The 19,796-nt window shown below is 31.8% G+C and carries 20 protein-coding genes; 9 read left to right on the top strand and 11 right to left on the bottom strand.

Going from position 1 to position 19,796, the window contains the following annotated elements; all coding sequences use genetic code 11:
• Nucleotides 1-83 precede the first annotated feature (83 nt).
• From HRU50_RS10985 to HRU50_RS10950, 8 genes are all read left to right on the top strand, one after another.
• On the top strand, nt 84-3,218 hold the full coding sequence (locus tag HRU50_RS10985; RefSeq protein WP_296351134.1) for a carboxypeptidase regulatory-like domain-containing protein: 3,135 nt from the start codon (nt 84-86) through the stop codon (nt 3,216-3,218).
• Nucleotides 3,219-3,270: 52 nt separating this feature from the next.
• Nucleotides 3,271-3,774 (top strand): YgcG family protein, encoded by a 504-nt coding sequence (locus HRU50_RS10980; RefSeq protein WP_296351133.1) that lies wholly within the window; start codon nt 3,271-3,273, stop codon nt 3,772-3,774.
• A 116-nt stretch (nt 3,775-3,890) separates the two neighbouring features.
• The gene (locus HRU50_RS10975; RefSeq protein WP_296351132.1) at nt 3,891-4,145 is read left to right on the top strand and encodes a hypothetical protein; all 255 of its coding nucleotides are present in this window, start codon (nt 3,891-3,893) and stop codon (nt 4,143-4,145) included.
• A 127-nt stretch (nt 4,146-4,272) separates the two neighbouring features.
• Complete coding sequence (locus HRU50_RS10970) at nt 4,273-4,827, top strand: hypothetical protein (protein WP_296351131.1); 555 nt, start codon at nt 4,273-4,275, stop codon at nt 4,825-4,827.
• Between the two features lie 32 nt (nt 4,828-4,859).
• Nucleotides 4,860-5,303 carry a lipocalin family protein gene (locus HRU50_RS10965; protein ID WP_296351130.1) on the top strand — a complete coding sequence of 148 codons (444 nt, stop codon included), beginning with the start codon at nt 4,860-4,862 and terminating at the stop codon, nt 5,301-5,303.
• 68 nt (nt 5,304-5,371) lie between these two features.
• On the top strand, nt 5,372-6,409 hold the full coding sequence (locus HRU50_RS10960) for a serine hydrolase (RefSeq protein ID WP_296351129.1): 1,038 nt from the start codon (nt 5,372-5,374) through the stop codon (nt 6,407-6,409).
• 132 nt (nt 6,410-6,541) lie between these two features.
• Complete coding sequence (locus HRU50_RS10955; RefSeq protein ID WP_296351128.1) at nt 6,542-7,582, top strand: LuxR C-terminal-related transcriptional regulator; 1,041 nt, start codon at nt 6,542-6,544, stop codon at nt 7,580-7,582.
• A 94-nt stretch (nt 7,583-7,676) separates the two neighbouring features.
• Nucleotides 7,677-9,116: an alpha/beta hydrolase-fold protein gene (locus HRU50_RS10950; RefSeq protein ID WP_296351127.1), complete on the top strand. Its 1,440-nt coding sequence runs from the start codon at nt 7,677-7,679 to the stop codon at nt 9,114-9,116.
• A gap of 405 nt (nt 9,117-9,521) precedes the next feature.
• On the opposite strand, the gene HRU50_RS10945 is transcribed toward HRU50_RS10950, so the two are convergent.
• The 10 genes from HRU50_RS10945 to HRU50_RS10900 form a co-directional block, all read right to left on the bottom strand.
• Nucleotides 9,522-10,241, bottom strand: coding sequence for a GNAT family N-acetyltransferase (locus tag HRU50_RS10945; RefSeq protein ID WP_296351126.1), 720 nt, complete (start codon nt 10,239-10,241; stop codon nt 9,522-9,524).
• A gap of 2 nt (nt 10,242-10,243) precedes the next feature.
• Nucleotides 10,244-11,200 carry an NAD(P)H-dependent oxidoreductase gene (locus HRU50_RS10940; RefSeq protein WP_296351125.1) on the bottom strand — a complete coding sequence of 319 codons (957 nt, stop codon included), beginning with the start codon at nt 11,198-11,200 and terminating at the stop codon, nt 10,244-10,246.
• 2 nt (nt 11,201-11,202) lie between these two features.
• The gene (locus tag HRU50_RS10935) at nt 11,203-12,126 is read right to left on the bottom strand and encodes a hypothetical protein (protein WP_296351124.1); all 924 of its coding nucleotides are present in this window, start codon (nt 12,124-12,126) and stop codon (nt 11,203-11,205) included.
• Nucleotides 12,127-12,152: 26 nt separating this feature from the next.
• Complete coding sequence (locus HRU50_RS10930) at nt 12,153-12,563, bottom strand: cupin domain-containing protein (protein WP_296351123.1); 411 nt, start codon at nt 12,561-12,563, stop codon at nt 12,153-12,155.
• Nucleotides 12,564-12,585: 22 nt separating this feature from the next.
• Complete coding sequence (locus HRU50_RS10925; RefSeq protein WP_296351122.1) at nt 12,586-13,164, bottom strand: NAD(P)H-dependent oxidoreductase; 579 nt, start codon at nt 13,162-13,164, stop codon at nt 12,586-12,588.
• A 10-nt stretch (nt 13,165-13,174) separates the two neighbouring features.
• Nucleotides 13,175-14,089, bottom strand: coding sequence for an NAD(P)-dependent alcohol dehydrogenase (locus HRU50_RS10920; RefSeq protein ID WP_296351121.1), 915 nt, complete (start codon nt 14,087-14,089; stop codon nt 13,175-13,177).
• Between the two features lie 93 nt (nt 14,090-14,182).
• Nucleotides 14,183-14,434 (bottom strand): DUF983 domain-containing protein, encoded by a 252-nt coding sequence (locus HRU50_RS10915; protein WP_296351120.1) that lies wholly within the window; start codon nt 14,432-14,434, stop codon nt 14,183-14,185.
• A gap of 104 nt (nt 14,435-14,538) precedes the next feature.
• The gene (locus HRU50_RS10910) at nt 14,539-15,414 is read right to left on the bottom strand and encodes an SDR family oxidoreductase (RefSeq protein ID WP_296351119.1); all 876 of its coding nucleotides are present in this window, start codon (nt 15,412-15,414) and stop codon (nt 14,539-14,541) included.
• A gap of 20 nt (nt 15,415-15,434) precedes the next feature.
• A complete protein-coding gene (locus tag HRU50_RS10905; RefSeq protein ID WP_296351118.1) occupies nt 15,435-15,920 on the bottom strand; it encodes a hypothetical protein in 486 nt (161 codons plus the stop codon).
• Nucleotides 15,921-15,923: 3 nt separating this feature from the next.
• Entirely contained in the window at nt 15,924-16,700 is a 777-nt protein-coding gene (locus tag HRU50_RS10900; RefSeq protein ID WP_296351117.1) for a serine hydrolase, read from the bottom strand.
• Nucleotides 16,701-16,865: 165 nt separating this feature from the next.
• On the opposite strand from HRU50_RS10900, the gene HRU50_RS10895 reads away from it, so the two are divergent.
• Nucleotides 16,866-17,960 (top strand): adenylate/guanylate cyclase domain-containing protein, encoded by a 1,095-nt coding sequence (locus tag HRU50_RS10895; RefSeq protein ID WP_296351116.1) that lies wholly within the window; start codon nt 16,866-16,868, stop codon nt 17,958-17,960.
• A gap of 9 nt (nt 17,961-17,969) precedes the next feature.
• Here HRU50_RS10895 and HRU50_RS10890 read toward each other — a convergent pair whose 3' ends face one another.
• Complete coding sequence (locus tag HRU50_RS10890) at nt 17,970-19,760, bottom strand: tetratricopeptide repeat protein (protein ID WP_296351115.1); 1,791 nt, start codon at nt 19,758-19,760, stop codon at nt 17,970-17,972.
• Nucleotides 19,761-19,796 lie beyond the last annotated feature (36 nt).

Here is a 19,796-nt window from a genome sequence, read left to right as displayed (position 1 = left end):
ATCCGACACTTTCTACTAATATCTAACATCATTTTTTGATCTTTTCAATTTTTATGATTGAATTGATATGCAATATTTTTTAAATGAAATACCGCCTCACTGCTTTACTCTTAATTTTATTAAACACATTAGCTTTATCACAAGAAACTACAGGAAGCATTCAAGGTTTGCTAAAAGACAATAATAAAAACCCTATTCCATACGCCAATGTTGTTTTAATTGATACGGAGACGAGTTTTACTTATGGAGCAATTTCACAAGAGAATGGTTTCTATAGATTAAATAATATTCCACCAGGTAACTCTTACAAAATCAGTATTTCATATGTTGGCTTTAAAACGATAGAACAGTCTAATATTATCATTAATCTAGGTTCTACTATAACTAAAGATTTTGTTCTAATGGAAGAAAACACATCGCTTGACGAAGTTGTTATTATAACCCAATCTAATCCTAAGAAAAATGGAAATGAATCGTTATTAAATCAAAAAAGCATTAAAGCTACGCCAACGATAAATAGAAGTATTCAAGATTTAACAAAAAATCTACCAGAAAATAACCTTAACTCATTCGGTGGTGCAAGTAATAGATTTAATAACCTAAATATAGATGGTATTGCCAATAATGACATTATTGGTTTTCAAGAACCCGCAAGTGGGGCTTCAGGATCCTCTGCAAACGGCACACCAGGCAGTTTGTCTCGAAGTCAACCTATAGGACTGGGAGCTATAAAGCAAGTCAGTGTAAAACTTTCACCATTTGATGTTAGCATCGGTAATTTTAATGGTGCTAGTATAAACTTAGTAACAAAAAACGGAACTAATAAAACCAAAGCTGAAGTATATGGTTATGGCAATAACCAAGCTTTAATCGGAAAATTCGCTAATGATATAGAACAAGATGTTCCGTCCTTTTACGACATACAATTAGGTTCAGGTATCGGTGGTTCCATAATAAAAGATAAATTATTTTACTATGTTAATTTTGAACAAGCATTATCTAATTTCCCGGTGGTTAATGCTCCTGGTACCTCAACCTCTGATATCGATTTAGAAGATGTTACAGCTATTAGAGAACGATTAATAAGTGAGTATAACTATGATCCTGGCACCTTTACGTCTGCTGACTTAAAAACCGCAAGTACTAAATTATTCACACGATTGGATTATAATTTGTCAGATAATCACAAACTAACTCTACGCAACAATTATATTAATAGTTATGCCGATAATTTAGAATGGAACAGTACATTTTTCAATTTTGGCAATCAAGGATATAGACATAATAGTATTGCTAACAGTCTTGCTGTTGAATTAAAGTCAAATTTCGAATCTGGTAATACCAATAAATTATCTATCGGCTACAATACTGTTAAGGAAGATAGAAACTTTCAAGGACGAGTTTTTCCGCATATTCAAATAGCTACATCATCTGCAGCTCGAATTTTTGCTGGTACTTACCGTGAAGCCTCTATCTATAACACTGATTTCTCAACGCTACAAATTTCTGATACTTTTACTTTTGATATTGATAAACATCATTTCACTTCAGGCATATTTGGTCAATTACATGATGTAGATTATGGATTTTTATCGGCTTGGAACGGTCGATGGGAATATAGATCGGTAGAAGATTTTTTAAACGATAGGCCAGCTAGAATACGTGGTGTGTATAATACAAGCAATAATAATTTTGATTTTGTAAGCAATCGCCCTTCAGCAACCATAGGCGTTATAGAGGCTGCTACTTTTCTACAAGATAATTTTCATCTTAATGAAAAACTAGAAATAACAACTGGTATAAGACTAGATAGCCAGTTTTTAACAGAAAGGTTACCTGTAAGTGAAGCTGTAAAAACCACGCCAGAATTTACTCAATATGATAATACCATATCTAAAAAGCCACAATTAAATCCTAGGTTTGGCTTCAATTATAAATTTGATACTGACGGAAAGTATTCCCTTCGTGGTGGAACAGGCCTGTTTTCTGGACGTATTCCATATTTGTGGTTTGCATATGCTGAATATATTTCTGGTACGGATTATTTCAATATTGATTTAAGACCAGATGATGTTGTACCATTGACCGAAAATTTAGAAGATTTAAGAAGTGTACAACCAAATCTTACAGAAATCAACTTATTAGATCCTAATTTTAGTTTACCCAGAGATTGGAAAACTAATATTGCCTTCAAAGCAAAACTTCCTGGACGCTGGACAGTTGATATTGAAGGTACGTACACAGAAGTTATCAACGGACTACTTTTTCAATCAATTAATAGAGAAAATAATATTGGTAATTTTAATGGTGCTGATAATCGCCCTTATTTCCTAGAAACTGGAGATGCCATTAAAATCAACCCTAATTTCACCAATGTATTCTTGCTTACAAATACCAATAAAGGTTATCGCTATAATTTAACCCTAGGTTTAACCAAACAAACGGATCATTACAATGGATATCTGGGTTACACTTATGGGATGAGCAAAGACGTATCAAGCACAGTTAGAAGTTCACCTGCTGCAAACTATGAATGGAATCAAGCTTTAGTTGGCAATAACCCTTCTCTTTCTTTTTCAAATTTTGATTTAAGACATAAAATAGTCAGTAATCAATCTTACAATTTTAATGTCGGAAAAAATGGTATTGGATTAGTTTCCTTTCTTTACAATGGAAGAGCCGGTAGCCCATTTTCTTATGTATATCGAGGTGACTTAAATCGTGATAGATCGTCTAGAAACGATATTATTTATGTCCCAAGAGATGCTTCAGAAATCAACCTAATTGATCTTACAGATTCAAATGGTAATGTTACCATCTCAGCGAATGAACAATGGATCAGTCTGAACAACTTTATTAATAATGATCCATACCTGAGTCAAAGAAGAGGAAAAATAGCTGAAAGAAATGGGGCACGAACTCCTTGGAATCACGAACTAGACATGAAATTAGAATATGGCCTAAAATTAAAAAACGGCAAGAAACTTTCATTGTCTCTAGATATGCTCAATGTTTTTAACTTCATTAACAAGGATTGGGGACGATTAGTTTTTGTTCCTAATGTTGTTAATTCAAGTTTTAGTCTCTTAGACTTTAGAGGAATTGAAAATAATGAACCTCAATTTCAATTTAATATTCCAGAAGGAACAGAGCCATATGTAACAGACGCATTTAATTCTCGATGGCGAGCTCAGTTAGGTTTAAATTATAGTTTCTAACTAAAAAACTGTCACGATTTTCTGTATTTTAGTTATTTACAGAATTTAAATAATGAAAAAAATATTCCTAATAGTTTTACTGATCTTTACATCTTGTAAACCTTTAAACACAGGAAAATTACTTAGCCATCAAAAATTAAAAGAATTCCCAGAAAAATTAGGAATTGTCAACGATTTTGAAAATATAATAAAGCCAGAAGAAATGGCATACATCGAAAAAATGTTGAAGATGGTGAATAGTATGGATAAAGAAGTTGCTGTTGTTACAATATCTTCACTGCCAGAGAATATCAGTTTTGACAAATATGCCATTCAATTATCGAACCATTGGAAAATTGGTAAAAAAACAAAAGGTAATGGACTCACTGTTGTCCTCAGTAAAACACTTCAAAAAGTAAGAATTTCTACTACAGACAAAACCAAAAAGCTTTATTTATCTGATGAATTCTGTAAACATGTAATTGATGTATATATGCTTCCAGATTTTAAAGACGGTAAGTACTATGATGGATTATTACTTGGCTTAGATGAATTGGTTAGAAAATGGATGGAGTAGAGTTTTATTGCCAATACTAATGGTTGATATCTAAATACTATTCAATTTTATTGTAACAATTTTTTCAATTTTCTTACTCATAATTTACAAAGAACAAATTGAGGTAACCTTGTATTTTGAATAAAGAACAACAAGAAAGACAAAAACATTTAGAAAGAATTGGTGATAGACTTTTTGAACAATCCGGACCTAATACTAATGAATGGTTTGGTGCAATCCTACGATATTTCTGGTTTAAACGTAAACGAAATTTTAATTCTATTTATTCTGTAGAAGAACTCAAAACCAATAAGAAAGTTGGACGTTGGTTTATCGTATGTGTTGTTGTCTCTATCATTACTATTTCATTGATTTGGATAAAAACCTGCTAAAGGTTTAAAATTCAAATTAGTGTTGATCTAATTAATTCTCTTGATAAAAAAGTAAATGCTATTGGTGAATTAATTTTTAATTAAAACATTACGGCTATATTTATAAAAAGCTAAATATTCAATAGTAATGAAAAGTATCAAACAATTAATTAGAGAAGTCTTAACTGTTATAATAGGAATTTTAATCGCACTTTTTATCAACAATTGGAATGACGAAAGAAAAGAAAAGAAATACTTAGACCAAGTTTACACGTCCATTCAAAAAGAGCTAGAAGAAAGTGTTGATGGATTAAAAACAACCATACCCAAACAACTTGCGGCTGCAGATACCATCCAAAAATACATTACTGATTCTAGTATGTCTCTTTATAATATAATGATAAAGTCTGATGGTATTCATTTACCAAACATAAGAACCACATCTTGGGATGCCATTTCTAATTCACGCATAGATCTTATTGAATATGAAAAATTAGCTGCTTTAAGAGAAATCGCGGACAGAAAAGAGAATCTTAATAAACGTATAGAAAAGCAATTAGACTATTTGTTCGAAAATTTTGAAGACACTAGTCGAAGTAAAAAAGAAATTATGCATATGATGACGTTAGATATTGTAGGTGCTGAAAAAAGATTTCAAAATGCTCTAGAAGAATTAGTACAAAATAATTCTATTAAAAATTAATTAGATTTATCCTTCAATTCTCAATAAAACACATGAAAAAAATCTTTTTGGCACTTATAATTTCATTGGCAATTCTGTCTTGCGATTCAGATAACAACGATTCATCAGACCAACAGAATCTAATAATTGGTAAATGGAAGCTAAGTAGCATTTCCGTAAATGGTCAGAACCTAGATATTAATGCCTGTATGCTAGAGCAAACTAGAACGTTTCAAAATAATGGTAACCTTATTGAGTACTTTTGGGAAGAAACCACACCTTGTACCTACAATACCAGTACCATACAATACACCTTCAACAACGATGTTTTAGTATCCTTAAATGGAGATGAAGTTATTAATGGTATGCCATTTGAAATAACTAATAATGTTTTAACCTTGAACACCTCAACACTTATCTATGTTGAAACAGGTGATAATATTGATGGTACGTATCCTCAGAATCAACAGCAAACTTTTACTTATATAAAGATTTAGTAGCATAATAAATCACTTTACTAGTTATTAAAACTTTGTATATATTTAATTACAAATTATAGATAACTATGGCAACAGGTAAAATGAAAAACATATTGAGAGCTTTATTTATAATGGCTTCTATTGGTTCATTATATTTTGTGCCTTGGCTTCTAGTAAAAGCATGGATACTACCTCTACCCGATTCTTTACAAGAACAAGCAGAAGAAGCTGTAGGTCATGGTTTTGATGGTGTTGTTATTTATGTTGATCAGGCTGGTAAACCTCCTTTATTTGCCGCAGCTGGCTGGCATAATAGAGATACTAAAGTTCCAGCTAGAACGGATGCCTTTTTTAAAATTGCAAGCATTAGTAAATTATATGACGCTGTTGCTGTTACTAAACTTGTAGCCGATGGTAGACTTGCCTTAGACAATACTATAGCTGATTATCTTCCAGATCTTAAAGGTAAAATTGACAATGCAGAAGAAGTAACCTTACGCCTTATGATTCAGCATCGCAGTGGTCTCCCAAACTTTACAGATACACCTGGTTTTTGGGAAGCACCAACAGGCACATTTGAAGAAGGTATAGCATTAATTTATAACCAACCTGCAAACTTTGAGCCTGGTGAAGATTATGAATATTGTAATACAAATTACCTTCTTCTTAATAAAATAATGGATGATCTACTTGGCTATGATAATTTTCAATTTATTGAAGAAGAAATTCTAACTCCACAAAATCTCAAGAACACTAAAGGATGGTATAGCGACGTTAATATTGATAATTTAATGAGTGGCTATCATGTAGGTTATCCTCACGACTTAAAAGGAAATGGCTACGATATGATTGCCACTGCAGAAGATGTTGGGATTTTTCTTAGAGCCCTTAATGATGGGTCATTATTTGAACCTAAAGAAAGAGAAATCTACTCTACATTGTATAAATATGAACATTCTGGTTGGGTTCCTGGATATCAGAGCTTTGCAGAATACCATAAAGACATTGACGCTGTTGTCGTTGCATTCTACAGTACAACCGACGCTAAACTTTTTAATTGGAACTTGTCCGAAATAGTAAATGGTAGACTTGTTAAAATTATTGAAAAGACTACAAAACCATAAAATTACAATTCACTACTTTCTTTAAAATTAAGGCTTTGTCTAAATATTTTGTATAATTATTTGGTTTACATAATATCGAGTTAAATATTAATAAAAAGAAGATTTAATTCTTTCTATTTTTGTTCTAAAATTATGAAGAAATACATATTCATTTTTTGTTTATTTTTTAGTGTTCTCATCACAAATAAATCATACAGTCAGTATTCCATTTCTGGTTATATTAATACACCCGATAAAGAGAAAAGAGTATATCTAAGTTTACTTCAGTATGATGAACAAAATGGTGTTAATAAAAATCAAGTAATAACTTCTACACTTTCAGATAGTACTGGTTATTTCAGCTTTACTGGAAAGCTATTATCTGACAAACATAAATTATACCGTATTCATGCCAACTTAAGAGAACGCAGTGAAGGATTAGACTTTGCAAATGGCATTGCTGGAAAGAACTTTCACAACTTTATTTTTTCTAATACAGATACCATTGTATTTACAAAGGCGCAGAAACCATGGTTTAAAGATACTTTAAACACAAACGTAGTAGATAAGGAATGGAAGGAGACTAAAATCTTTATCGAAAAATTGCGTGAGGAATTTTCTGAAACCCAAAATAACGAAGCCAAAATACAATCGTTATTTCAGTTTTTTTCGGAACTTAAAGAACACGTGCAAAAATCAAAGGTACATCCGTTAGTTAAATTACTTATACTTGACAACATTAATGAAAGCATCTTAAAAAAGGATTTTGAAAATGACGCTGGTTTTTACATTGAATTACAAGATGAATTAAATGACTATTTTTTAAATTCTTCTTATGCTCTACAGTTTAAAAGTTTATTTACTGACTTATCAGTGACCACAATGCAGCAACAATTAATGACACATAAAAGATTGAATTATGTGTTGTTTATTGTGATATTCGTTCTATTTGTATGTATCACTTTTTTATTACTACGATTAAATAAAAAACCAAAGATTGTAGAAATTGAAAGCATTAAATTAACCAGTCAAGAGGAAAAAATAGCTAAGCTTATAATTGAAGAAAAATCAAATAAAGAAATAGCCAACGAACTTTTCATCTCTTTAAGTACCGTAAAAACTCACATAAGAAATTTATACGCCAAGCTCGAGGTAAACAATAGGCAACAGTTTACTGAAAAATTCAAAAAATAAGCCTAGGACTAATCCCTATTTCATCCCTGTTAAAGAGGGTTTTAGACAAATCCTAGAATACTTTTGTCGCTCAATCAAAAAACTTTATAAAACGATGAAAGTAATTCAAACAAAACAAATTCTTATTTTATTCATTTGTGTCTTCGGATTCTTGTTCACAACCAAAGCACAAGAATTAGTAAAAGAAAAATTCTATTCAAATTCTGTTCAAGATTCTATAGATATCAAAATTTGGCTTCCAAAAAATTATGATAGTCAAAAAAGTTATCCTGTCATTTATGAGTTTGTGTATGACCATACAGACTATATAGCAGCAACTCTAAATCATATTTATGAATGTCCGTCAACAATAGTAGTTCACGCAGACTTTTATCCTGGTACTAGTTATGACAATCCCGCGCTTTCAGCAAAAGGTGAAAAATATTATCAATTTGTCAAGGCAGAACTAATACCTCATATTAAGAAAAAATACAAAACATTACATAGCACAGCAACAGGTTTATCACAAGGAGCTGATTACGTTAATTACATTCTAAGGACAAATCCAGAACTTTTTGATGCTTATATGATATTTGCAATTGAAAGTCCAAATTATAAACCAGATTTTATTGCTTATACCAATAAACTGAAAGAGAAGAAAGATTACTTTATTGCGGTTGCAAATGATGTGGAAAGAAGAGTGAAATATGCTGAGGAATTAAATACAAATCTAAGTGAAAATGAAAATTTAAATGTAGAAAAAAAGGAATACAAAAACGCCGACCATTCTTACGGTATGCTATATGGTTTAGTTGATGGTTTGCTGTTTATCTACAGAGATTTTGTATCCTATCGAAAGATGGAAAAAGAAGAAAGCTTTTCTCATTACTTCTTTAATGTAGTCGATGACATCGAGAATAAATATGGTACACCATTTTATGTAGGACTAATAATTCAAACATTTACACAACTCACAAAAGAAAGTCCAAAGGAAGACATACAAACTGTATTAGACAAATTATTTCAAGATGAAGTAAATATTTCTGAATTAGACCTTTTTAACATAGGAAATATTTTATCTAGTGAATTAAATTATCATGATTTATCTGCCACCGCTTTTGAAGAATCTATAAAAAGAGGGAAAACTAAGAAAGTTGGTGATAGGAAAATGAATCTTTCAAATACTTACTCTTGGTTGGCTAATACAAATCATAAACTCAAGAATAATGAAGGTGTTTTAAGTACATTAGAAGAAGGTTTTGAGAACACTCAGGATGAGTACTTGTTATCAAGGTTTGCTCAATATGCTAACTTTTATGAAAATGAAAAAGACATAAAAAAAGCAATAAAGCACTTACTTTTCATGTTAGCTCTGCCAGAAAGTGAAAATCCAGATTTAAACCCTAAAGAACCTAAACAAAAAGTTTACTTGTTATTGTCTCAATCATTTTGGAAACTTAAAAATATAGAAGAAAGTAAAAAATACTTGAATAAGTCTTTAGAAATCGATCCGGAATATGAAAGTGCCTTAGAATTTCAAAAATCAATTCAGTAACATAACTCATCTCACAATAATTAGTTGAGTAAAATCATTTATTTATTGTGAGATTACAACAGTTGAAGAAATAAATAAAATTGAATTTTATATAGTCCTATTTTACACTTACCACGACTAATGAGGCATATTAATTGCTTTTATAAAAATATGCATGGAAATAATAGAATTAGCAAAACGTACTTTACTCTTATGAAAATGATGTGAGTCTTAAGTGCAATAGACAAATATCATTGCAGTTAGCTACAATGTTAAAGACTAAAAATATTCTGATTAATTCAACTTAACAAGTATAGTTCCTTATGAGAAAGCAATTATAGCTTTTGCCCAATACTTAAATTAAAAACAGTAAAGATTTGGTATATCAAAAATGATCAAATTAAATATATAAAAACACCTTACCTTTCATTTTTTAATTAAAGAATAAGAATTTAAATAGCCTCTGTTTGTAAAACCATATTTTCGGTATATAGGCGCACCGAATTTAGATGCTACTAAATGTATTTCTTTACTATTGTTTTTTAGTGCATGTGCTAACAAATGTTGCGTCATTTCATTACCAAGACCTAAACCTCTCATTTGCTTTTTAGCTCCAATCATATGCAAGCCCGAATCTCCGTTTTTATCCAAATATAGTATACCGCAACTTACAAATTGTGCTTTGTGCGGCCCTATAAATAATTGAGTATTTGGGTCTTTTAATAATCCTACTAATACTTTGGGATGAATATTATAACCAAAAGCGTTTGATGCAATGCTTGAAAATTTATCAATTTCAGTTTCATCATCTACCTTGATTATGTTAGGACTCTCTTTAAACACCATATTAGACGATACTCTAACTGACATACCTTCTACTGCAGATGTCATATTAAATTGATTTTCAATTAGTATTTGATTGCTTCTATCATCTGCGTCTAAAGCAACAGCATTGGGTATGTTAGTTTTCAAAATTTCAGTTTTAAGTTTAGTAATACTATTATTCTGAATATTGAATGTTTTTGATGGCCAAGTACCTTGGCTTGGTAAGAGTGTGGTATATCCATCATGTTGATAAATATAACCACCTACCTTACCTAAATTTGCCCAAAACTCAAATTGATGCTCTATTGGTCTTGATTTCATAACTATACAAATTGAATAGATGATGCTTCAATTAATGCAGCAGAATCTTCATAGAATCTATATTCTTTTATCATCTCATCTTCGATTACACATAGTTGTACCCAGTTACTATTGAATAATTTTCCTGAACTTTTTACAAGATGTGAAAACTTTCCTTTAGCAATAACCAAGTTTCCTTCAGCCTCAACTACAGTATCTACCATAAACTCTTTAGTTTCAAAAAGTGTTACTATATTTTTTAAGAATTGCTGTGCTTCTTCACGTGTACGATATATACCGTGTAATTGCTCGGTAGAACGCTCTTCTTCTTTAACACTAACTATATAAGTGTTTGGATGAAAAATAGTAAGCACTTCGTCTAAATTGCCGCTTGTAAATGCATTGAAATAAGATTCTACAACTTCCTTATTAGTTTTCACTGCTCGTGTATTGTTGGTAATAAAGGTCTTAAACGCTTTATCAAGCTTTTCTGCCTCTAAATTGCTTTTAATTCTTGCAGTATTGATATCAAAATTGCTCTCGAAACTACCTAAAGAATAGGTTGATTTTAATTTTCCTCCCCATAAAGGAACCAAGTTAGCCAAGAGTCCTAAATGTGTTTTTGCGCCTGTAGCTCCTGGTGATGTACTTAATAACAATACTGGCTTGTTATCGAAAAACTTTTGAGTTATTACTGATAACCAATCTATTGTATTTTTCAAAAAAGCTGATGGTAAACCATTATGCTCTGGTGATGCTATGATAAAGCCTTCACTCTCTTGAAAAATTTTGTACAGTTCTAAAATTGCAGTAGGTATGCCATTTGACTGTATTTCTTGAGAGTAAATAGGTGCGTCAAATTTCTCTAAATCTATAAATCGAATATCATATTCTGGATATTTGTTGATTACAGATTGTACTAATTTTTCATTAATCGAATCTGGATTATTACTTCCAGAAAATGCTAAAATGTTTTTCATGATTATTCTTGTTTTAAATATTGATTTTTATAGGTCTTACCTAAATCATCCGTTAACAGGAGAACTTCGGGTTTATCCTTCCGTAAAAGCACAGTCCAATTGTTAAACACTTCCCAATCTTTGTTTACATAATTAACCTGACCATATTCTTTGGTCAATTTTGTTCGTAAGCGATTTTCCTCTCCCTTCGCAGTTAAGATCCAAACTTTTTTTAATGTGCCATTTTCGAAACGCGCTTCAAATTTTCTAGGGAAGCCAGCGAATTCAATTCCAAAACAATTGATTTGAGTTTTGGAACTTCCATCAGTCGTATCTAATTCCTGAATTTCTATAAACTCACTGTTCTGTTTTAATAGTGGTAGGAGATCATCTAATTCCCCTCCCATCCTTAAAAAATCTGGCACTTTTACTGATTGCTTGTAATTGACCACATCACCTTTGTTAGCATACAAATAAGGATTATCCCAAGCGAATAAATTGGTATGTAAAGATTCAGAAGTTAATTGCCATGCAAGATCTTTGTCGCTATCGATAAAAAGAATATGTGACTTGTAAAATCGATAATTTAAGTATAAGACCGGATCGCACTTTATGTTTGAAACTAGTGTGTTTGTGATATTCCCAGAAGCCTGAATATAGGATAATCTGTTATCAGAAAAAGTAAAAACAGCTCTATCTAAATTCCCTCCATCGAACCTAATATTAGTGGCAATCAGGTGAGTTTCATTATTGTGAGATAATGGAAAATTAGGTTCTCTGATTCCTATAACGGTTATGTTTTCTGAAATAGAATCCAATTTTCTTTGAACGCTTGCCAAGGATTCATTGAATGAAATATTATTAAATCTTGTTTTCTCCTGTGCATTGATAAACATGGCCAAAAAAAGTAATAGCGTTGTTGCTTGAAAGATTTTTCTGTTTGACATGGCTTTCTATATTCTATTATTCTTTTTTATCTTAATTCTAAAACACTTAGTTTTTCTCCATCTATTGGCATATCGTATTGTATCCATTCATTGCTTAAATGAAAGTCTACGGAATCTAATTTGCCTGGACCTAGATTTTTGTACGAATGAGGTATGTTTGCAGGTCCAATAACTAAATCCCCTTTTTCTGCCACAAATTTTGAATCTCCAACTGTAAATTCGGCACGTCCTTCTAGAATATGAAATATCTCGTCATATGGATGCACGTGTAAATTAGGTCCTTCACCTATTTTGTCTGTACTATAACGAATCACTACAAAATCTAAACCATAGGGGTATCCTTCTTGAACTCCTTTAGGCAATTTCGTATTCTTTAACCACTTACCGCCTGAAATGTGGACAGGTTTTATTCTTGATTTTTTAACTGTTTTGTTCATGTTGTTTGATTTATGTTAAACTTCATTTTAATTGCTCTCCAAGTTTTCCGACTTTATAGAGCCATTTTTTACGTTGTTCTAAAGAAGAACTTTTGACAGGGGCTAAATAGGTAGTCTTTACGGGCTTAATGCCGCAAAACTCTAATACTCCTTTTTTCATATGATTAATCACTGGTTTTTTCATAACCAAGCTATGATACCAGCTTACCGTATCTGATGTTATGACCATTCTTGACGTTTTTCCTTTTAGTAATTTATTTGGAAATACTTTTCCTTTTTGATATTTGAATGTTACACCTGGTAAGAATGTTCTATCTATAAATCCTTTTAATAATGCTGGCGTACCATACCACCACATTGGAAAAAACCAAACGATGTGGTCTGCATTCTTAATTTTAGCAATAGACTCTTCTAAATCTGGCTCTAAAGGATATGGAATGCGATACCCGTATTTTAAGTTAGGGTCAAACTTTAAGTCTATAAGGTTTATCGTTTCTACTTTAGCACCTGCCATAATAGCGCCTTTAGTATAACTTTCTGATAAGGCCCAGTTGAAACTTTCTTTGTCTGGATGACCATTGATTATTAGTATATTCTTCATTTTTGTAGTTTTAAATTATTATTGAAATATTTCCACGCTTTCTACCTGTATCAACATAAGCGTGTGCTTTTTGAATATCTTCTAAAGGGTAAGTTTTATCTATAAATGGACGGATTGCCTGATTTTCAACCATACTTTTCACTTCTTCTAAAGAGGCTTTACTTTCTTTAGTAAACATTTTGGTTGTAACATATTTCCCGCCTTTGAAAAGGACAGTTTTTGCCTCTGCTTTAGTTAACTTACCAACAGCATCAAAAACAATATCAAATGTTTTGTCTGTTTTTGTAAAATCTTCTTTTGTATAATCAATAACTGTGTCTGCACCCAGTGCGGTTACCATTTCTATATTGCGATTACTACATACGCCTGTTACTTCTGCACCGAAAAATTTCGCCATTTGGACAGCATAACTACCTACGCTACCAGAAGCTCCATATATTAAGATTCTTTTACCCTTATAAGTCTCTGCCTTTTTTAATAAAAATAATGCTGTCATTGCACCAATAGGAAGCACAGCTGCTTGTTTAAAATCTAAATTTGTTGGTTTAATTGCTAATGCTCCTTGTTTCCATAATTCGGGTACTGCCATAAATTCGGCATATGCTCCTGTTTTTAGCATTGATGTAGTACCAAATACAGCATCACCTATTTCAAATTTTGAAACTTTTAGTCCAGCATCAACAATAATTCCTGAAAACTCGTGACCCAATATTTGTTTTTTAGGTCTAAATAATCCAAAAATCAATCGTGCAGGTAGCCAAAACAATGGTGGGAAATTAGATGCTCGAAGACGTACATCACCAGCAGTAACGGATGTTGCTATTACTTTAATTAAAATTTCGTTAGGCTTAACTATAGGTTTAGGTACATCCTTGAATTGAAGTACTTCTGGACCTCCATATTTTTTATATACTACCGCTTTCATAACTTTTTTTTATTTTTAAAAATTTACTCTGCAAATGTCTTCTATGTAGTGTATCAAATCGTTCTGAATTACTTTTCCGAACTTCTTTTGTGCTTATATTTTTCGCATTAGATAAATCCAAATTATCCTGGAAATTCTCATATTAAAAGTCGACAAGAGTAATAGTGTTAATCCTATCCAAAAGACTATTCTCATATCGTAAAGAGACTCAAAAAATAATCTTCCTAAAACAAAGACTGCTATAGCTTCTGCTACGGTAAGTACATAACTAACATACATAGCACCAAAGAAAAACCCTGGTTCTTTTTCGAATTTATATCCACAATTACTGCACTGTTTATTCATCTTATTTGAAAAAAAATTGAAGTAGATATTCTTTTTACTGTAAATATGTCCTTCGTTACAATTGGGACATTTATTGCCTAAAATTTTACGTATCATCACATTAATTATTGAGAATTACGAGCTTCTATTAAATAGAAATCTTGAAGTTTGTTTTTTCCATAACGCATAGCTACATTATCATCTGCCATAAGTGTTAAAAAAAACTCTAAAGGACCATACGTACTTATTGAAGTAAATTTTCGGACAGCCCATAGGGTTAGCCTTCTTATCCAGTCTGGTAAGTGCAAAATTGACGGTACTTTACCTTGCGCGCTAAATGCTAATTCTGCTATCTCATTATGTGTTAGAATGTCAGGACCACCAACAGAAATTTCTTTTACGTCATCATCCACTAAATCCAAACACAATTTTGCAAGGTCTTCACCGTGAATTGGATTTAGTAATTGCTCACCATTTCCAAAGAGGTAAACCTTTCCTTTTTTAGCCATATCTAAAAAGTCTTTCATATCTGAAAAGAAACCATTAGGTCGGACTATAGTATACTCTAAACCTGATTTCTTCAATTCATCTACAAAAGCTTCTTTTGCTTCTAGAATTTTCAAGTTTCTGTGCTTATTACCATTTATTGCTGACACATAGATAAATTTTCTAACTCCAGCTTTTTTTGCTTCATTAAGTAGATTAAGATTAGCTCTGTAATCCACGTCCATATATGTTAATCCGTCCTTTTGACGTGTTATACCTACAGTAGAAATTACGGTATCTACATTATTTGCAATACCTGTTAATGTATTAGCACTTGTTACTTCTGCTTTTACAATTTGTAATCTTGAAGACTCAAGATGTTGTAGCTTTTCTGGACTCCGTGCTATTAGCAATCCTGTCAAACCTCTCTCTTTCATTTCCCCTGCGATATAATTACCGAGATAGCCTGTTCCGCCAGCAAGAAGTATTCTTTTTATATTATGTTTTGGTATCATTTTTAAATGGAATTAATTGATTAATTGTTTTGGACGTAATTTTGAATACCTACAGTGACTAATTGAAGTACTTCTTCCCATTGTGGTGTATTATCAGAGAATGTCGCATCCATATTTGCTATAATTGAGAACCCATAAGAGCCGTCTGCCTCTATTTGCATATGACTTGAAACTCCCAAACTATTTCCACCGTGAGACCAGTGATTACCTTTCTTATACCAGTATATACCGTGATTTTCTGCAAAAAAATTGGGAACAACAGTATCTTCTAATTGCTCTGTAAATAGTAATTGGTAATATTCATTTGAAAAAAGTGTATTAGATTGTCCTTTTATACCCTTTATCATATCTAACAAATAATTACTTAAGTCATTATTCGAAGTATGTATGCTGCCTTCCGGGTATCCGTGGTTACCATAAAAAGGTAATGGTGTGTTCTTATCTAAATAGGGTACTGCCGTTTGAGAAAAGTCCACTTCTAACACATTGAATGTTGTGTTATTCATTTGCTATGGTTCTATAATGTTTAATTGGACATAGGTTGCAAAGTCAATTTCAGTTGCAGATTCTATAACAAAGCCCATTAATGAGGTTGCTACATTTGAATACGACCACGTATTTCCTGGTATAGCATTTATGAAGTTAGCTTCACCATAGAGTTCTCCATCCTCAACAAAATATTCTGCTAAATACTCATCTAATGGCACAGAGTTAGTGATTGAAAGCCCTAACTGATTTACCAAAATATTCGCACCAGATGTGGTCATATCTTGATTTGGCAAGACAAAATAATTTGTTGTGATGTAAGTACTTGGGTCATCAATGATACCCGAAGTATGGGTCACTAAATGTTTTACCGTAATTATGGCTTCAGGATTTTTGAGATTAACTATATCTACCGGAAGTATTTCATTAATAGGTGTATCTAAAGCAAAATAGCCTTGCTCAATAGCTTTTACAGTAGCCGCCGCTACATAGGTTTTACTTAATGAGGCAATATTTATTACTGTTTGATTACTAAATAAAGCGTCTTGTTCTATATTTTGATATCCAAATGACTTTGTGTAGTCCACATTATCATCTTTTATGATGTTGATTGCAAATCCTGCTACTTCTTTCTCATCCATGACTTGCTGCAAATATGACGTTAAGTCTTCTTGGGTCAGAATTTCAGAGGATGAAGGAATTTCTGAAATAGCATCATCATCGTTTGAGCAGGCTATTGTAAATGTTGCTAATAGAATGAATAAAGCTCCTTTGATTGTAGTCTTTGTTTTGTATAACATAACTGTTCGTTTTATGCCCTTAATGAGCTGATTAATAAATTTTGATGTTACAAAGGTGTTGCGAAATGCAAGGGCAGTCGTTCTGAAATGAAATTCGGAACTTAAGAAATGAGATTTAGAACTTTTTGGTAAGTATTAGTTGAAAAGTTTAATTACTTTGTAAGAATGTCACTATCGGCCAAAAACAAATATTATCTTAAACGTATACTCCCTTTTGGAATCATCTGGTTATTTATTTCTTGGGCTTTCCTATGGACAGAATATGCAATTTTAGGTGACGGTTCGAATACACCCGAATCCGCCATAAGGATAACACCCATAATTGTTCTATTTGCCAGTACAAGCATTTTTTTCATAGGATGTTTTGTAGGTGTAATCGAGGTTTTCTATATCAATAATTTATTCACAAATAAGAGTTTTCCAGAAAAGTTCTTTGGGAAGTTTTTTTTGTATGGCCTTATAATGTTCATACTAATATTTGTTTTTTATATGCTTGCAGCTAGCATAGAAATGAAAGCTTCGGTTTTTAGTAAAGCTGTATGGAACCAATATTTGATTTTCTTCTACAGCATTACACATATTAGCACAGGTATTCAACTTTTATTCTCTTTAATGGCGTCATTGCTCTATGCTGAGATTAGCGAAAATATAGGACAGAACATTTTATATAACTTCTTCACTGGTCGTTATCACAAACCAGTGGATGAAAACCGAATTTTTATGTTTGTAGATATGAAAGATTCTACAACTATTGCTGAAAAATTAGGTCATAAAATGTACTTCAAATTATTAAGAGACTACTATCAAAGTTTTTCAGATGCTATCTTAAAAAACTACGGTGTGGTATATCAATATGTAGGTGATGAAATTGTCATTACTTGGAAATTGAATACAGGTTTAAAAGATAATCACTGTATTAAATGCTTTTTTGATATGAAAATTGCTTTGCAAAAGCAAAAAAACTACTTTCAGAAAAAATACAACTTTATACCAGATTTCAAAGCAGCTTTACATTTCGGCCAAGTGACTGCAGGTGAGATAGGTGCGTTAAAAAAAGACATTTTCTTTACAGGTGATGTTTTGAATACTACAGCTAGAATTTTAAGTTACACGAATACTTACAATGCTGATTTACTAATTTCTGAAAACTCAATTAAGAAATTAAGCTTAGGTGAACGCTATAAAGTTATTAATAAAGGACAACATCAACTTAAAGGGAAAGAGCAACCGATAACTATTTATGAAATAAAAAAGGTATAGGTTCAACTTCTAAAGTTGTAACTTTAACCACTGTTTTGGTGTTATTCCTTCTACCTTTTTGAAGTAAGTATTAAAAACTGTCTTTGAGTTAAAACCACTATCGTAGGCTAGCCCTAATAAGGTAAGATGTTTGTTTTCTGGTTTTAATGAAATTTGTTTGAAGTGGACTAAACGATGGGTATTGATAAGCTCATTAAAATTGGTTTTTAGATTATCGTTAATGAACTTTGACAGTTTATTTGGGTTGATGTCTAATTCTTTTGCTAATACTCGTAACGATATTTCTGGATTTAAATATAGTTTGGACTTGCTTAAAACCTTGTCTAATTGTGCTTTTAACTTTGAGGAATCAGCATCAGAGAATGTTAATACTGATGTATAGGTTGATTGCGGAACAATTAGATTCTTAATTTCTTCACTCGCAGAAACACCTTCTACTAATTTTTTATATCTATTCGTTTCCCTTAATGGTTCTAAAAATGGGTCAAACTGGAAGTTGATAACTTGTCCGATTCTATCTTCTACCAATACCTCTAAACGGTTTAGAGCTTCTTCTACTTTATTACAATATACTAAGTAATATAAATCCCAAAAGACCATCAAGTTTTCTCCATCGGTTAACAACAACTCGTTATATTCGGCAGTCTGATTGTTATTAATGGCATTATATAACTCTTCAATTATAGCTAAAAACTTATCACTTAAAAACGTCCTTGCGAATGTTATGGCATCTTTTTTATTCTTTTTGAATATCAGACAAGCTAATTTTAGATGTCTGCTTAAATCAAAAGTAGTATCAATCTTTAAAGAACTCTCAAAACATTTTATTGCCATATCAAAATCACCTTGTAGGTAGAAAATGTTACCTCTTGTATAGTAGTGATTAGGCGATAACGGATTTATTTTAAGAATATGATCTGTTTCCTTTAAAGCTTCATCAAAAAGCCCATTTGCTGTATACAGTTCTGCTAGTGCTTCGTTTGCATCACCATAGAACGGATTAACCTCCAAACATTTTTTTAATTCTTGATAGCCTTTCTTAAACTGCCAGTTACCCCAAAAACTAATTGTAGCTTTCGAAAAATGTCCCATATAAGAATTTGGATCTAACTTATAACCTTTTGTAAGATATTCATTTGCTTTTTTCAAGCCTTCATCTCTATCTATATGACGCCAACTTGCAATTATTCCGTAACACCAACCTATCGCTACTAATGGGTCTGCATAATTGGAATCGATATTAGCACTTTTTTTATAAAATTCAATAGCTCTCTCCATATTAACCAAATTCCAGGTTAATTGATAATGTCTGCCTTTGAGATACCATTGATAGGCTTTTAAGTTTTGCGTATGAATTGTTGATAGGGAATCCTCAATTTCAATATGTCCAAAGTTCTCTCTTATTTTATCTGCAATCAACAGACTTATTTCATCTTGTAGTGCAAACACATCGTCTAATTGCCTGTCGAACTTTTCGGACCATAAGAGAAATCCGTTATCAGTACGTGTTAATTGCGTTGATATACGAATCCTATCTTTTGCAATTCTAATACTACCTTCAACCGCATTTGTGACACCCAACTCATTTCCTATGATTCTAATATCCGTAGGCTTATTTTTAAACGCAAACGAAGATGTTCTTGCGGTTACTTTAAGCCCTTCAACTTTTGATAGCGCATTGATAATTTCTTCGGTAATACCATCAGAAAAGTAATCGTAGCTATTATCACCACTCATATTTTTGAATGGTAAAACAACTATAGATTTGTCAATATCCGAAAAATTATCAGTTAAATTCAATCAAACTTTTGTTTGATCCAAAGATAATATATGAAT

This window comes from Winogradskyella sp. (assembly GCF_013213835.1).
In the GTDB taxonomy this organism is placed as follows: domain Bacteria; phylum Bacteroidota; class Bacteroidia; order Flavobacteriales; family Flavobacteriaceae; genus Winogradskyella.
Note: the sequence above shows the minus strand (reverse complement) of the source record. Positions and strands in the feature narration are given on the sequence as shown.